Source organism: Pseudomonas sp. SJZ078 (genome assembly GCF_007828255.1).
Classification (GTDB): domain Bacteria; phylum Pseudomonadota; class Gammaproteobacteria; order Pseudomonadales; family Pseudomonadaceae; genus Aquipseudomonas.
The window spans coordinates 1-16,511 of the sequence record NZ_VIUG01000024.1 but is presented as its reverse complement, the minus strand read 5'-3'; the positions used below and the strand labels follow the sequence as shown (position 1 = coordinate 16,511).

General features: G+C 62.1%; 10 protein-coding genes. 2 read left to right on the top strand and 8 right to left on the bottom strand.

Features of this window, described 5'->3' with window-relative positions; translation table 11 throughout:
- The first annotated feature begins 110 nt into the window (after positions 1 to 110).
- Positions 111 to 4,793, top strand: a complete 4,683-nt coding sequence (locus tag FBY02_RS19725) for a dermonecrotic toxin domain-containing protein (protein ID WP_144929895.1) — start codon at positions 111 to 113, stop codon at positions 4,791 to 4,793.
- A 74-nt stretch (positions 4,794 to 4,867) separates the two neighbouring features.
- Here the strand turns inward: FBY02_RS19725 and FBY02_RS19720 are convergent, their stop codons facing one another.
- From FBY02_RS19720 to FBY02_RS19685, 8 genes are all read right to left on the bottom strand, one after another.
- Positions 4,868 to 7,243 (bottom strand): RND family transporter, encoded by a 2,376-nt coding sequence (locus tag FBY02_RS19720; RefSeq protein WP_144929894.1) that lies wholly within the window; start codon positions 7,241 to 7,243, stop codon positions 4,868 to 4,870.
- Between the two features lie 43 nt (positions 7,244 to 7,286).
- Positions 7,287 to 8,339 carry a YCF48-related protein gene (locus tag FBY02_RS19715; RefSeq protein WP_144929893.1) on the bottom strand — a complete coding sequence of 351 codons (1,053 nt, stop codon included), beginning with the start codon at positions 8,337 to 8,339 and terminating at the stop codon, positions 7,287 to 7,289.
- A gap of 378 nt (positions 8,340 to 8,717) precedes the next feature.
- Positions 8,718 to 11,375, bottom strand: a complete 2,658-nt coding sequence (gene pepN, locus FBY02_RS19710) for an aminopeptidase N (RefSeq protein ID WP_144929892.1) — start codon at positions 11,373 to 11,375, stop codon at positions 8,718 to 8,720.
- Positions 11,376 to 11,388: 13 nt separating this feature from the next.
- Positions 11,389 to 12,225 carry a DUF2797 domain-containing protein gene (locus FBY02_RS19705; RefSeq protein WP_144929891.1) on the bottom strand — a complete coding sequence of 279 codons (837 nt, stop codon included), beginning with the start codon at positions 12,223 to 12,225 and terminating at the stop codon, positions 11,389 to 11,391.
- Positions 12,222 to 12,482, bottom strand: coding sequence for a YeaC family protein (locus FBY02_RS19700; RefSeq protein WP_144929890.1), 261 nt, complete (start codon positions 12,480 to 12,482; stop codon positions 12,222 to 12,224). Before FBY02_RS19700 ends, FBY02_RS19705 begins: the two co-directional genes overlap by 4 nt.
- Positions 12,483 to 12,553: 71 nt before the next feature.
- Complete coding sequence (locus FBY02_RS19695) at positions 12,554 to 13,426, bottom strand: rhomboid family intramembrane serine protease (protein WP_144929889.1); 873 nt, start codon at positions 13,424 to 13,426, stop codon at positions 12,554 to 12,556.
- A complete protein-coding gene (locus FBY02_RS19690) occupies positions 13,423 to 14,397 on the bottom strand; it encodes a metallophosphoesterase (protein WP_178112028.1) in 975 nt (324 codons plus the stop codon). Before FBY02_RS19690 ends, FBY02_RS19695 begins: the two co-directional genes overlap by 4 nt.
- Positions 14,394 to 15,284: an NAD(+) kinase gene (locus FBY02_RS19685; RefSeq protein ID WP_024776985.1), complete on the bottom strand. Its 891-nt coding sequence runs from the start codon at positions 15,282 to 15,284 to the stop codon at positions 14,394 to 14,396. Before FBY02_RS19685 ends, FBY02_RS19690 begins: the two co-directional genes overlap by 4 nt.
- Positions 15,285 to 15,387: 103 nt before the next feature.
- On the opposite strand from FBY02_RS19685, the gene FBY02_RS19680 reads away from it, so the two are divergent.
- Entirely contained in the window at positions 15,388 to 16,353 is a 966-nt protein-coding gene (locus tag FBY02_RS19680; protein ID WP_144929887.1) for a DUF1853 family protein, read from the top strand.
- The last annotated feature ends 158 nt before the right edge of the window (positions 16,354 to 16,511 follow it).

Sequence of the window (16,511 nt, the reverse complement as noted above, 5' to 3'; positions counted from 1 at the left end):
ACAACCGCTCTTCGGTAGGGTGGTATTTATGTACCACCCGCTCAGGGCAGAGAAGTCGATACTTTTCTCACCGTCATCCCGACGGCCATGTTTTGTGAAAAGGACTTCTCATGACCGCCCCCTCCTCCGCTGACGCCATCCCCGCGTTGACGCAAAGTGTCAGCCTGCAATTCGCCAGCCACCCGACCTTCGAACAGGTCGTGCAACGCATGCTTGAACAAGCTATCAAGCGGACATATCCCTGGCTGGATGTCGACCTGGCCACGGTTCAATTGGCGACCCCGGACACTACCAGACGTACCTGGCATTTCCAGCCGTTCATGCCCGTGGTGCTCGATCATCTGGCCGTCGGCACGCCCGTGGACTTCAGCCCACAGGGCCACCTGGACTGTTTTCTATCCGACATCCCACCGCGCCGCCTGCGGGCAGGCAACCGCGAGGTGGACATCCAGATCATCAAGCAATCGCTGCTGGAACTGGCCTGGAGCGTACCGCTCGGGCTGGAGGATGCGCTGGTCCGTTATTGGGGCGACGACATTGACGCAACCGATACGAAGCGCCGCGGCAACCGCTGGCGCTGGCTCAGCGATGTGCTGAGGAACATGCTGAGCATCCGCGGGCTGCAACAGCCCGACCTTGCTGACACGGCACGCGAGATGCTCGATCAGGTCGTCCGCTGGCCAGACCGGGAGCGGCGCTTTCGTCTCGACCGACAGGCACCTGTGTACGCCTATAACCTGGAAACCCGGGTCACCCGGGGCACCACCAGTACCGTACTGGTGGGCAGCGAGATTCTCCTGGTCCGCACCACGAAAGGCGCCACGGAGTTCCTGCTGTGCAGCCCCGGCAGCGCGGTGCAATCCTTTGCCTCTGTGGAAGCTTTCTATCAGCATTGGGGCGCATCGATCGCCAGCCGTTACACCGTCGACACCGTCACCTGCCAACGCTACGAGATAAGCGGCGACGTCTTCGAGAGCCAGGCGGCAATGTTGCTGGAGCAGCAACTGGCCGAGTTGAAGGCGGTACGGCTGCCAGCCGGGATCGGCCTGCAGAACCTGAAGGATCTCTATAACGACCTGAGCGACCCGGCACGCTACCTGCTGGAAGCCCCTCGGCTCTCACCGCAGACCTCGGCACGCCTGGCCCCCTTGCTGCCCCGCTGGCTGAAAAAAACCTCCATCGTCGACCAGACGAAGCTCCAGCACCACAGCCTGACCCTGGCCAGCGCCAAAAAACGCCATCAGGGCCAGACCTTTCTCAGCGGCATCGAGGACATCAAGGCTTTCACCGCCAGCGCCTTGTCCAACCGCATGCGGCAAGCCAACGACAGCAGCCCGGACAAGGTGCCATCGGGTCAATACCAACCCGACGATGTGCTGCTGAACTTCACCGTTTCCGCAGGCTATCCCGGGACCATCGGCCTCAGCGAGAAGCGGCAGATGAGCCTGACCGAACTGGCCATCCACAACCTGGTCGCCCGCCCCAGCGGCCGCTTCACGCTCAGCCATCGTCGTGGCCTGACACTGCCGGCCTGGTTGACGCCGGGCTTCGTGACCGGGCTGATCGAACAGGTCGACATTGGCACCACCTATCCGCGCTACCTGCAACAGCACCTGCTCGGTAGCTCGTCCCAGGCAAAGAGCCGTCAACGGATCTTCGCCGAACAGATTCCTGCGCAACTGGCCCTCGACGCGCTGAAACAGCGGCTGAACAACGAAAACGGCATGACTCTCCAAGGCCAGCGCCTGCTGGAAGCCGTTCTTCAACCTGACGTGGCGAGCCAACAGGTCAACGGTCGCCCGGTGGTCATTCGCCACCTCGGTCTGGTGCGCAGGCCCCAGGCCCAGCCCGACATCGTGACCAACATGTTCCTTATCGAAGCGCAGGACACCACCACCGGCCCGCATCTGCTGTATCGGCCGCTCCATACCCCCATGCTGCAAGCGTTCCCGACAAGGGAGGCGCTGCTGCAAGCCATCGCCACCGCCGGAGACCTGCAGGATAGCGTCCTGACCTGGCTGTCCGACTCGGCCCGCCCGGTGTACGCCAACGGCGGCTTCCTGGAACCGCACATCGTGCGGTTCTTCCCCGGCGACGAGTTCAACGTTCCCGACAAACCCGCCCCGGCCACGCTCGCCACGGCAGACACCCACGGCGAACTGCTGCAAGCGCTGCACAACGGCGAGCTGATGCAGTATCTCTATGGCTGCAACGCCCAGGCTTTGATCACCCAGGCCGACCGAGACTCGGTGTCCAACAGCGAGAGCCGCTGGGCGGTGTTGCTCCGGGGCGGCAGCCTGTTGTTCAACACGCTGTTGTTCCCCTTGCTGCGCGGCCCGGTCATGACCACTGTCTGGCTATGGAACCTGATGGCCAGCGCCCAACAGGACATTCCAGCCCTGATCAGCGAGGATCCAGTGACACGGGAGCTGGCCGCCGTCGACCTGCTCGTCAACCTGGCCATGCTGGTGGGCCAACTGCCCACCGGCCATGCGCCGGTCACCCGTGCGGCAGTGCCCGAATCGGTGAAGAAGCAAGCCATGCTCCCCCCGGCACCTCAGGCCATTGCCGAGCAGTGGCCCGTGCCGGCACCGCCCACCGTCGTGGAGGGAACCATCGCCATGCCTGGCGCCCACGCCGATGCTGCCAGTAGACGCCTGGACTTCAGCTTCGCCAGCGCCCGCCAGCGCCTGACATCGGAACAACGCACCCGGCTGCTGAACTTGCAGACAACGCGCCCTGCGACAATGCCCGAACCCATCGGATATGGCCCGTACAAGGGTTTGTACGTGATCGCCCAAAAATGGCATGCCGAGGTGGAAGGCGTTCTGTATCAGGTCACCCCTGAAGCGGACGGCAGCGCGACCATCGTCGACCCACTCGACCCCAGCCGGAACGGTCCGCCGTTGAAAGCCGACAGCGAGGGGCGCTGGTCCCTCGATCTGCGCCTGCGCCTGCTGGGCGGCTCGCCCCCCAAACGGTTGCAAGCACAGCGCGACCTCAATCTGGAGCGAAGGCGGGTACTACAAGAGGAATACAATCAGGTGGTCAAGGGAGACGCAGCTCGAGGCAGAGCCCTGCAAGTGGCCCAGGAAGTGATGATCAGGCTCGATAGCGGAGCGAACTATACCGAGGCACAACGCACGGCGAAGCGCAAAGTGTACTATGACCTGCTTCAGGAACAGACCGACCTTTATCTGAAGCTGGTGAACAGCGCGCCCGAGCGGGCCAGCCTGGGCATCGAGCTATCCCCGGCAGCCTTGCGCGGGATGATGGAAAACGTGGTGAACAATGCCCGCAAAGCCGTCATCGTCACCGAAAATCAACGCACGGCCGTCATCAATGCCCATCCTCAGTTTAAAGGGGAGGTCAATCAGATGGAGGCCGTCCTCATTAACCTGCAGGAATACCTGAAGTATCTCGAGACCCTGAGCGATCTCAATGATCAGGCGATCCATTGGCTGGAGCTCAAGGACGATTTTCTCGATCGACTATTGAATCTGGATGAGGCCGGCGCCCAGGCGTTCGAGCGCCTCACCAAAGACCGGCCGCACGACGAAATAAACTCAATCAGCAGCAAAGCCCTGCAATTCGCTACGCTTCCGATGCTGTCGGTCAAGAACTCCAGTTCCAACCTGTCCGAGAGCCTGCTGCACATCGTCGTGCCCTTGGGGGAACAAGTGCGCTCCCATTGCGAACTGCGAATGTACGAGCTCCCCGCCTCGGAACAGCTTGAGGTGCTGACCAGCCTGACCGAGCAGTACGGCAAGTCCCTGGACGCCTTGCAGGGGATCAAGACCCTCTACCTCGACCACCTCAACGAAGCCTATTTCGACAGGTTACTCAGGCTGGTCGACAGCCTGTATCAGGAGGTCTCCAGCAAACTCGCCGCAGAAATCAAGCCCGAGCCAACGCCGCGCAGGCGTGCGCCAAAACAGTCCAGGGTGCCCGCCGGACGCCCACAGAAAAAGGTGATCAGGACCCGCAACAGAGGCGTCCTGATCGGTGACTTGAAGCCGGCCGGCACGGCCCTGCCGATTGAAGTCGTCGAGCTGCGTTTCAACGATACGCTATTGTCCACCTACTCGCGTCACGACGATGTGTGGGATGCCGTCGATATACGCAAACCAACCCCGGCGCCCAAGACGAGATCGGTCAAGGCGATCAAGGGCGATGTGCACCAAATGCTCGATGAACTGGACGAACGTCTGCGCCGTGCTGAAAGCTACAAGAAACACTGCCGTCATCCTCAGGAAATCGAGGAGATCATGAACAATGAGGCGAGTCGTTTCCGTAAGCTTTCCGAAGAGCTTGACCGGGCCCTCGCCGCGTCGCAAACCCCACGCACGCCGGCAGATCAGGCACTGAGCAAGCAGCTGTCGGACGCCATATCGAGCCTGACCACCAGGGGCAACGCCCTGCGCACCGAATTGAGTCTGAAACTGCCGCCTACCGACGGCAACCTGCGGTTTCTGTTCGAAAAAAACCTGATACAAGTCGCACGGCTCGGCGATCGCAAGGCCTTGAAAGGGAGCCGCAAGGACTTCCTCCAGGAATACGCCATCAACGACCGTGATGGCTTCCCCCTCTGGTACGCGCATTTCCACTACGAAACGGCTGATACACCGAAGGCGGACTACAGCGTCGCGCACTTGAAAACCAAGGAGCAGCGCCGGGAGCACTACCACTCGTTACTCGCCAAGGCCGATAGCCCTTATGCGGTGGTGAATGTGCATCGGGGGCAGCTCAGCAAGTCCCTGGCGCAGGGCAAGTTCTTGCCGTTGGCGTCGTGATCACTGGCTAAGGTAATTCTTGTGGCGAGGGGATAAATCCCCTCGCCACAAAACTGTGTTTGGCAGTGGCCCCATCAATGGGCAAACAACGAATTCCCCTTCTGCCCCGCCAGCTTCTCAGGCTTGATCAGGAACCGCGCCAAGGCCGGCAGCAGCCACAGTGCCCCAAACATGTTCCACAGCAGCATGAACGTCAGCATCAACCCCATGTCCGCCTGGAACTTGATGGCCGAGAAGATCCAGGTGCACACGCCGATGGCCAGGCACAGGCCGGTGAACAGCACCGCCTTGCCGGTGGATTTCAGCGTCTGGTAATAAGCTTCCTGCAACGGCAACCCAGCCCGCAGGAAGCTTTCCAGGCGGCTGTAGATGTAGATACCGTAGTCCACGCCAATCCCCACCCCCAGCGCCACCACCGGCAGGGTCGCGACTTTCACGCCGATACCCATGAACGCCATCAGGGCGTTGCCCAACACCGAAGTCAGTACCAGCGGCAGGACAATGCACAGGGTCGCGGCCCAGGAGCGGAAGGTGATCATGCACATGGTCGCCACGCAGATGTACACCAGGATCAGGATGGTCAGTTCCGACTCCTTGATCACTTCGTTGGTGGCGGCTTCGATGCCGGCGTTACCGGCGGCCAGGATGAACTCCAGGCCATCGCGGTTGTTTTCCTTGGCGAAGGCCTGCACCGCTTTTACCGCACGATCCAGGGTCTCGGCCTTGTGGTCGTTGAGGAATACCAGCACCGGTGCCAGGGAGCAGCTGTTGTTATACAGGCCATCGGCCCGGGCGATGGAGTTGTTCAGCACGTCGGGGTTGCGCGAAAGGGTTTCCCATTTCAGGTTGCCCTCGTTCATGCCCTTGATCATCTGCTTGGACACAGTCACCAGGGAAATCGCCGATTGCACGCCCTCGGTGTTCTGCATCTTCCACATCAGCTCATCGATCGGTGCCATGGCTTCGTAGCGCGAGCAGCCTTCGGCCTTGGTCTTGACCATCACCACCAGCACATCGGAACTGGTGGAGTAATTGCTGATGATGAAGTTGTTGTCCTGGTTGTAGCGCGAGTCGGGACGCAGTTCCGGTGCACCCTGGTCGAGGTCGCCGATCTTCAGGTTCTGGCTGTACCACAGGCCCCCGCCGAAGGCGAGCACCGCCAGGGCAATGGACACCGGCGCGACCTTGGCACTGGCGAAGTTCGACAGTGACCGCCAGAACGGATGCTCGCGGTTCGCGTCTTTCTTGCTGCGCTCGACGGCGCGCTTGCTGATGCCGACGTAGGAAATCGCCACCGGCAGCAGGATCAGGTTGGTGAACACGATCACCGCCACGCCGATGGACGCTCCGATGGCCAGCTCGCGGATCACGCCGATGTCGATGATCAGCAAGGTAATGAAGCCTACCGCATCCGCCAGGATCGCGATCATCCCCGGCAGGAACAGTTGCCGGAACGTGCGCCGCGCCGCCGTCAGGGCGTTATCCGCCTCGCTGGACTGCAAGGCGATGCCGTTGATTTTCTGCACCCCGTGGGAAATCCCGATGGCGAAAATCAGGAACGGCACCAGCATCGAGTAGGGATCGAGGCCGAAGCCGGCCGCGTGCATCAGCCCCAGTTGCCAGACCACCGCCACCAGCGTGGTGCTCAACACCGCGATGGTGCTGCGCATGCAGTGGGTGAACCAGTACAGCAGGACCAGGGTGATGACGAAGGCCACGCCGAAGAACATCACCACCATGATCAAGCCATCGATCAGGTCGCCGACCTTCTTCGCGAAACCGACGATGTGGATCTGTACGTTGGGGTTCTGGGCTTCGAACTTGTGGCGGATCTTGTCTTCGAGCTCGTGGGAGAATTTCTGGTAGTCCAGTTTCAGCAACTTGCCCTGGTCCTGGGGATCCGGGTAGGACTCCAGCAACGGGATGTCGACGATGCTCGATTTGAAATCGTTGGCCACCAGCCGCCCGACCTGGCCGGACTTGAGCACGTTGTTGCGCAGCAGTTCGAGACTGTCGGCCGAACCGTTGTAGCTCTGGGGGATCACTTCGCCGCCGGCGAAGCCCTCTTCCGTCACTTCGGTCCAGCGCACGCTCGGGCTCCACAACGACTTGAGGCCGGAGCGGTCGACGCCGGAAATGTAGAAGACCTCGTCATGGATCTGGCGCAGGGTCTCCATGTAGTCCTTGGAGAAGATGTCGCCGTTGGTGGCTTCCACGGAAATCCGCACGGTGTTGCCAAGGTTCGCCAGGTCGTTGCGATGTTCGAGCATCTTCTCGATGAACGGATGCTCGAGGGGAATCATTTTTTCGAAGCTGGTGGAGGGACGGATCAGCGTGGCCTGCCAGAACAGGAAAATACTGACCAACAAGCAAATGACGATCACCGCCGGGCGGTTGTTGAAAATCAGGCGCTCGAGGAACGTCGCCTTGTCTTGGTGATGACTGCTCATGGGGTCCGCCTTCTTGTTATTGTGCCCGACTCATATGCGCGGCTCATTTGTTCAGTTCAGCGCCGCTGGCCGTGGTGACGCGCACGCCCCCCTGTCCGGCCAGGATCAGGTTGCCATTACCCGCCGCCGTGACGGCCGCCACGGAAATCCGGTCCGGACGGTTGAAGACGCTGAAGGTCACGCCGTCGTCGGTGCTGCGCACCACGCTGCCGCCGTTGCCGACGATCACGATGGAACCGTCCGGCAACAAGGTCGCCCCTGACAGGCCGAACTCCAGGGCGCCCCGGGCGGCCTTGAGCTCGACCTGCTCCCAGGAGCCGCCGAAATCGGTGGAACGATAGAGGTTGCCGCGCAAGCCGTAGACCAGCAGCGTCGAAGGTTGGGCGGTGCCGATGACGCCGAACAGCGAACCTTCGTAAGGGCCTTCGAGCTTCTCCCAGGTCTGGCCCCAGTCGGCGGAGCGGAACATGCTGCCGGCCTCGCCGACGATGAACAGCCCGGCATCCTTTACCGCGGTGATGGCATTGAGGTGGAACTGGTCTTCGTTGTCGAGACGGTCACTGGCGTCTTCCCAGTGCTTGCCACCGTCGGTGGTTTCGAGCAACGCACCGTAGGCACCCACGGCGAACCCCTGGCTGGCGTCCTTGAACCAGACGTCCAGCAACGGCGCTTCACGGGTGAGGTCTTCGTATTGCCGGGTCCAGGTGCTGCCGCCGTCTTCACTGGCGAGGATCTGCGCGTCGTGCCCCACGGCCCAGCCGTGTTTGTCATCGACGAAGAATACGGCGGTAAGCAGTTGGCGGGTCGGCACCTTGGCCTGGGTCCAGGTGTTGCCCTGGTCGTCCGAATAGACAATGTGCCCACGATCACCGACGGCTACCAGGCGCTGGCCGGCGTGGGCCACGTCGAGCATCAGGGTCTTGCTGGCCTTGGCCGATTCGACCGCATAGATGACGTCGGTTGTCGTGGCTGCAACGGCCAGCGCCGGCGCCGACAACACAACAGAGCCCAGCAGCGAGAGCGCCGAGACCAGCAACGCGACTCGCCGCAGCACAGGCTGGCGGGCGCGACCCACGGCCATGACAGGCTCGTTCATAGACCTTTCCCCCATTATTATTGTTCGGCCATACGGCCTTTCAGGGCGCCGTAGGCAGCTCGATCGGGGCGCAAACCTGCAATCTAGAGCCACTTCGGAAGCTGACCTATCCTATCGGGCTTTCAGAAGGCCTGACAATCGACGCCGCGTTATCTTTTGTTAACCAGGGGGGTTGGCGCAGGGGGTGAATGGCGGGGTATTCGGTGGGGTGATGGCTGTATTCCAAAGGTAGATCGATGTTGCTCCATTCGCGAGCAAGCCCGCTCCCACAGGGATCTGCGGCGGACACAAAGCTCGTGCACACCACAGCTCCTGTGGGAGCGGGCTTGCTCGCGAATAAAGGCACCGCGGTCTAAAAGACAAACCGCGGCATCAACCTCAAGCCAGGCTCTTGCTCACCACCTCGAACACATCGCTGGACAGCGCGCCGGACGCCAGGATGCGCTCAAGCTCGGCTTTCATCAGCGCCTGGCGGGCGTTGTCGTATTTGCGCCAGCGGGTCAGCGGCGCCAGTTGTCGCGAGGCGATCTGCGGGTTGAAGCCGTTGAGCTGGATGACCAGGTCCGCCAGGAAGCGGTAACCCGAGCCGTCGGCGGCATGGAAGTTGATCAGGTTCTGCCCGGCGAACGCACCGATCAGTGCCCGCACCTTGTTCGGGTTCTTGATGTTGAACGCCGGGTGCTCCATCAGCGCCTTGACCCGCGCCAGGCCACCCGGCAACGGGCTGCCGGCCTGGACGCTGAACCACTGGTCCATGACCAGCGGGTTACCCTTGAAGTTCTCCGCGAATACTTCCAGCGCCCGGGCCTTCTCGGTTTCGAATGGCGAATTGACCAACACCGCCAGGGCCGTGAGGCGTTCGGTCATGTTGTCGGCGCTGTCGAACTGCTCCAGGGTCGCGCTCAGCACTTCGGGCTTGTCGGTCAGCATCAGGTACGACAAGGCGATGTTCTGCAATGCACGGCGGGCAAAATGCTCGGCTTCGGCCACATACGGCGTGCGCTTCGACAAGTCGCGGTTGGCCTCGTAGCGCAGCCACAGAGCTTCGAACAGGTTGTCGGCCAATTGCTGGCGGGCGAACTCACGGGCGGCATGGATCGCCTCGACATCGGCCACTTCGCTGATTTCCGTCAGATAGGCTTCGCTTGGCAGCGAGAGCATTTCCGCGACCATGGCCTGATCCAGGGATTCGTCCGACAGCACCGTGCGCAAGGCAGTCATCAGACGCGGGTCCAGTACCAGGCTCGCGCCTTGCTGATGCTGGGCAATCAGTTCCTGCAACACCTGCACGGACAGTTGCTGGCCGGCATCCCAGCGGTTGAAGCCGTCGCTGTCGTGCTGCATCAGGAACATCAATTGGTCGCGGTCATACGGGAAGCTCAGCTTCACCGGCGCCGAGAAGCCACGCAGCAAGGACGGCAGCGGTTTTTCGACGATGTCGACGAAAGTGAAGGTCTGCTCGGCTTCGGTCACCGAGATCACTCGGGACGTGCCGTTTGCCGCCGCTTCGCCGCTCAGGCGCAACGGGATCTCGGCCCCCTGGCTGTCCAGCAGGCCCAGCTCGACGGGAATCACGAACGGCAGTTTTTCCGCCTTGTCCGGAGTCGGCGGGCAGCTCTGGCGGAAGGTCAGGCTATAGGTCTTGGCGGCGGCATCGTAGGATTCGCTGACCGCCAGCCGTGGCGTACCGGCCTGGCTGTACCAGCGCTTGAACTGGGTCAGGTCGACACCGTTGGCATCTTCCATGGCCTTGACGAAATCGTCGCAGGTCACGGCCTGGCCGTCGTGGCGCTGGAAGTAGAGATCGCTGCCCTTGCGAAAGCCTTCAGGGCCCAACAGGGTGTGGATCATGCCGACCACTTCCGAGCCCTTTTCGTACACAGTCAGGGTGTAGAAGTTGGAAATCTCGATGAAGCTGTCCGGGCGCACCGGATGGGCCATGGGGCCGGCGTCTTCGGCGAACTGGTGGGTACGCAGGTAGGCCACGTCCTGGATGCGTTTGACGGTGGCGGAGTTCATGTCGGCCGAGAACCCGGCGTCACGGAACACCGTGAAGCCTTCCTTGAGCGACAGCTGGAACCAGTCGCGGCAGGTCACGCGGTTGCCCGACCAGTTATGGAAATATTCGTGGGCGACGATGGCCTCGACCCGCTGGTGCGCGGCGTCGGTGGCGGTCTCGGCGCGGGCCAGTACCGCGCTGGAGTTGAAGATATTGAGGCCTTTGTTCTCCATGGCGCCCATGTTGAAGTCGTTGACCGCGACGATCATGAAGATATCCAGGTCGTACTCACGGCCGTACACCTCCTCGTCCCAGCGCATGGACTTCTTCAGGCTGGTCATGGCGTGCTGGCATTTGTCGATGTTTTCCGGCTCGACGTAAATGCGCAGCGCCACGCTGCGTTCGGTCATGGTGGTGAAGGTGTCTTCGACGCACCACAGGTCACCCGCCACCAGGGCGAACAGATAGGCAGGCTTCTTGAACGGGTCTTCCCAGGTCACCCAGTGCCGGCCGTCTTCGCCGGGGCCGCTGGCAATCGGGTTGCCGTTGGACAGCAGCACCGGATAGCTGTGCTGCTCGGCCACCACGGTGGTGGTGAACTTGCTCATGACGTCCGGACGGTCGAGGTAGTAGGTGATCTTGCGGAAACCCTCGGCCTCGCACTGGGTGCAGAACATGCCGCCGGACTTGTACAGGCCCTCCAGGGCGGTGTTGGTTTCCGGGTGGATCCGCACCGTGGTGTCGACCGTGAAGGCCTGGGTCTTGGGCTGCAAGGTCAGGTGGCTGTCGTCCAACTGGTAGTCGCCCGACGCCAGGTCGGTGTCGTCGAGCTTGATCGAGACCAGCTCCAGATGTTGCCCGTCGAGCACCAGCGGCGGCAGCCCGGCACCCCGCTCGGGGTTACGACGCATCACCAGTTGCGCATGGACCAGGCTGTGGTCCTCGAACAACTCGAAGGTCAGGTGTGTCTCGTCGATCAGGTACTCGGGGGCCTGATAGTCCTTCAGGTAGATCATCTTCGGTTGTTCGGTGCGCATGGGTCGAATCCTTCTACTGATGCTGATGCACGGCGAGCTGGTAAGCCGTGTATTTACGAATGTTGATCACGCCGGTGTCGAAAATCAGGTACTGGCCCTTGATCCCCAGCAGTGTGCCTTCGGCAATCGGGTCCTTGTCCAGGTTGAAGCTGACGATCTTGGCCGGGTATTGCTCCACCGGGTAACGGATCTCGAGCGGTTCGACGTCCGCTATGGTCTGGATCGCCTGCAGGCCGAATCGTTCCTGCAAGCCCTGCAATCCCTGGGCGCAACTTTCAAACAACGCGTCGCGGATCTTCGGCAGGTCAATCGCCACCGCATCGCCCTTGAGCAAGGCACGCCAGTTGGTCTTGTCCGCCACCTGGCTGCGGAACAGGTCTTCGACGAACCCCGACTGTTGGCGCGTGGCCACCCGCAGGATCGGCAATGCCTGGCTCGCGCCCTGGTCCAGCCAGCGAGTCGGTAGTTGCGTGGCGCGGGTGATCCCGACTTTCACGCCCGAGGAGTTGGCCAGGTACACCACATGATCGGTCATGCAGAACTGCTCACCCCACGCCGGCTCGCGACAGGTACCCGCGTCGAAATGGCAGCGCTCGGGGCTCATGATGCACACATCGCACTGCGCCAGTTTGGTCATGCAGGGGTAGCAATAACCCTGGCTGAAACTGGTCTTGGTCCGGCGTCCACAGTGACTGCAGTGGATCGCGCCGAGAAACTCCAGGCGCACCGTGCTGCCGATCAACGGGTTGACTGGCACCTCGACATCACCCAGGCGAAAGGCATATTGAACGGTCGGCCCGTCCAGGCGTGCCGACATCTTGCTGATTGCACCGCGGCCGATCTCGATCAATGGATGGCATCCGACTTGAACAGGATGTTCGGCACTTCGATCGATTTCGACTGGCACTCCTGGGGGCCCATGTAACCGGTGCGCTCTTCTTCGGGCAGGTTCTGGATTTCCCAGGCGATCATCGCCTGCAACGACAACTCGCGTTGTTCGGCGGTGAGCTTGTTGCCATCGGCCCATTTGCCGATTTCCACGGCCAGCTTCAGGCTCCTGTAGATGTCGGGGGTGATGTTCTGGATCATTTCGTTGAACGAGGACATGGGGTCTCCGCGCGTTCGTTAAAGTGTCAATAATGAAAAAGGTAAAGCTGACTACCGGGGCATTCGTGTCATTACCGGAGCATTTTACGGCGAGCGAAGAGCCCGCCCAACAAGCCCGTGAAGCAGCCGACGAGCAGGCCGCCGACATGAGCGCCGTTGGCGATTTCGCCGAAACCGATCATCGAGACCAGCCCGGACAGGCACAGCGCCAGCCATACCAGCATCATCACCAGGACCCCACGGGGCAAGTGATAGGCCGGGTTCGGCGCCAGCAGTTGATAGATCCAGCAGTGGCCCAGCAGGCCGTACAACACACCTGACAAGCCACCGAACAGCGTCGCGCCGCTGACAGCATACTGAACGAAGTTGGACACGAGGCTGAACAGCAGCGTCAGCCCGAGCAGGTTGATGCTGCCCTGGCGCGCTTCGATCCGCCGCCCCAGCTCCCAGTACCACATGCCATTCATGGCGATGTGCAGGAAGCCGAAGTGAATCAGCATCGGCGTCACCAGGCGCCACCACTGCCCTGCCGCCAGGCTGTCGGCCAGGGGCGAGAACTGGATGTAGTCACCGACCACACGAAATTCCAGGAAGGTCAGCCATCGCAACACCTGGAGATTATCGCCCAGCAGGGTCACGGCGCTGACTATCAGACTCAGCAGCAATACCAGGGCGGTGACGGGGCTTCGGATCAGTTGTTCGACGACCCCGGGCCGTCGCGTGTCGGTGCCCATGGTTGGAAGCTCCAACGTCTGCTCCGGATCGCCTACCGGAAAACGCGCGTACAGGGAGCGCACGTCTTCACCGATTTCGTCCGGCACCCAGAGCACCTGCTCGCCCGCCTCTTCGCTGACGCGGTGAGGCACTTGCATGCGCTGCAGGAGCTTGACGAAACCGCTCAGGTCCACCGCCAAAGGCAGGCGCAACACCGCGACAAGGTTCATTTCACCATCTCCGGACGCTCCACATCGACCCAGACGAATTTATGCGGGTCCAGCTGGGTTTCCTGGTCCAGGCGATAGGCGGCCAATTTGCCGTAGAGCACCGCACTGTAGTCCAGGCAGGCCAGGTTCGCGCGGATCGGCGCGGGTTTTCCGCTGCGCCAGTAGTGACCGACAAACAGTAGTGGCTCATCGGCACCATAGCGCAGCAGGTTGTTCTTTTCATCCGGGGATAGCGGCCTGCGGGCCACCGGCTCGGGCAAGGCATCGGGCTGGAACACGATGTCCCCGTAGGTTTTCGGATCGTCCTCCCAGAACTTGGTGCGAAAGAACGAACGGGTCAGGCCATCGCCCCCGGTCAGGGTCATGCCGTGGGGCAGGCGCATGTCGGTGCCGCGCAGCAAGCGATCGAACACCGTGCAGGCGAAACTGCCCGCCTGCGCCGAAGCCTGGAGGAAGGGTTCGTCGACCCGACCATCCGGGAACAGGCCCCGCAACGGTTCTATCAAGCCGGCATCCCAGCAGGCGTGCACCACCCGGAAGCGACCGGCATCGACGAACAGCGGCAGTTCATAGAACCACTGGAGGAAGTCATGCCATTCGCCAGGGTATTGCTCGAACTGGGTCAGGGTTTCCTTGAGCAGGCGGGCATGCCGCGGCGTGTGTTCGCGCACATGGCGCTGGCCGCTGCCGGGCGGTGCCGGCGTGCTCCAGCCCAGGGCGTTGAACTCGTGGTTGCCCATGATGCACAACGCCTGGCCGGCCACGACCATGTCGTGGACGATGTGCAACGCCTCGCGGATCCGCGGCCCACGGTCGATGATATCGCCCAGGAATACAGCCATGCGCGACGGATGCCGCCAGACCCCGCCCTGCTTGTGGTAACCGAGTCGGTCCAGCAGGTGTTCCAGGGTCAGGGCGCATCCGTGCACGTCACCGATCAGATCGTAACTGCGCGCAGGATCGAGCATCAGTCGCCTCTACCTCCCAATCGACTGCCCCAGCCGAGCTTGGTCCGGCAGACTTCGTAGTAATTGTGATCCAGAGGATGGATCAGGCGCAGCTTCTGCGCCTTCTTGCTGACGGTGATGGTGTCGCCCGGCGCGCAGGTGAAATGGTTCTGGCCATCGCAGGACACTTGCGGGTAGATCTGCATATCCTTGGACACGACGATTTTCAGCTCACTGTTGCCATCGACCACGATAGGTCGCCCAGACAAGGTATGGGGGTACATGGGCACAATCACAATAGCGTCGAGCTTGGGATGCATGATCGGGCCACCGGCGGACAGCGCGTAGGCGGTGGAGCCGGTGGGCGTGGCGACGATCAGGCCGTCGGCCTTCTGGCTGCAGACGAACTGACCGTCGATGTACAACTCGAATTCGATCATGCGCGTGGATTTGCCGGGATGCAGCACCACGTCGTTGAGGGCGTCGCCCTGGCCGATGGCCTCGGCATGACGGCGGACCTCGGCTTGTAGCAGAAAGCGGTTTTCCACCAGATAATGGCCGTCGAGCACCTCGGCCACTTTGGTTTCCAGCTCATCGGGGCGGATGTCGGTGAGGAAACCGAGGCTGCCTCGGTTGATCCCCAACACCGGAATGTTGTGCCGCGCCAGGGCCCTGGCGGCCCCCAGCAGGCTGCCGTCGCCACCGACCACAATGACCATGTCGCAGACTTCACCGAGCATCTTGCGCGACGACGTCTGCAGGCCATGCCCCGGCAGCACTTCGGCGATGGTATCTTCGAGGATCACATGCAGGTGTCGCTCCAGGAGAAACCGTTTGAGGCGGCGAACGGTATCCAGGACCTGCGAACTGCCCAGGCGACCGATGATGCCGATATTGCGAAATTGCTCCATGGGGCTCCTGCGAGGGTCTGCGGCGGGCGAAAAACCCGATTATGGGCGAAAGCGGCCCATAGACAAAATGCTTTAAGCCTTCCCTACAGGCTATGCTCGCAAAATGATCCTGTTTCCCGAACTGCTGGACCTGCCCCGCCGCTTGCGCCACCCCGAGGTGCGCGATCTTGCGTGGGTGATACTCGCCCCACCGATGCTCATCGACGCGCCCTGGCCCCAACGTCATCCCCTGACCGGCAGCGATTGGGTGCAGCATCCCCACCAACTGGAACATTGGCTGCAACAGCTGGACCGCGACAGTTACCCGCTGCTGCACTGGCTGTCCCAGGGCCGGACCCAACGCCTGGGCCTCTATTACGAACGGTTATGGCAATTTGCTGTGCGGCATGCGCCGGGCATCGAGCTGATTGCCGCGAACCTGCCGATCCGCCGCGACGGCCAGACCCTGGGTGAACTCGACCTGCTGCTGCGCGATAAGGATGGCATCCATCATCTGGAACTGGCGATCAAGCTGTACCTGGGGCCGCAGCAGGGTGACGGCCGCGACCCCGCGCAGTGGCTTGGTCCGGGCTGCCACGACCGGCTCGACCGTAAACTGACCCATCTGCGGGAGCACCAGCTACCGATCTCGGCGCGCCCGGAGAGCCGTGAAGCCCTGGCGGCACTGGGCGTTGAATCCTCGGGCCTCGAGCGGTTCCGCTCCGAGCTGTGGCTGGGGGGCTACCTGCTCTATCCCTGGCCCGGACAGGCCGAACCGCCAGGGGGCGCGCATCCCAGGCATCTGCGCGGCAGTTGGCTGCGCCAACGCGACTGGCCGGCGTTCATTGCCCAGCGCCCGCCGGGCCGCTGGCAACCCCTGCCCCGCGCCGCCTGGCTGGCGCCGGCCCACTATCCGGCGGAGCAGACCTGGAATACCGGGCAACTGGACGCCTGGCGAATGGCCCTGGACCCGATGGCGCCTGCACAGTTGATGGTGCGCCTGAGTGAAAACGCCAGCGGTGAGTGGGAAGAGGCCGAGCGGGTGTTCCTGGTGGCGGATCCGTGGCCGGATGTGCCGGGTAATGGTTGAGCTTTGCGGCGTCTGAGCGGCCGACTTCGCGAGCAAGCCCGCTCCCACAGAAGGAAGGCATTTCAAATGTGGGAGCAACTGTCTTGGATGATTTATTTAGCCATTCTTTTTCAAGGCAGCAAAAGCTCTCACAGCTCTTGGCAGTGCAGATATCTGGA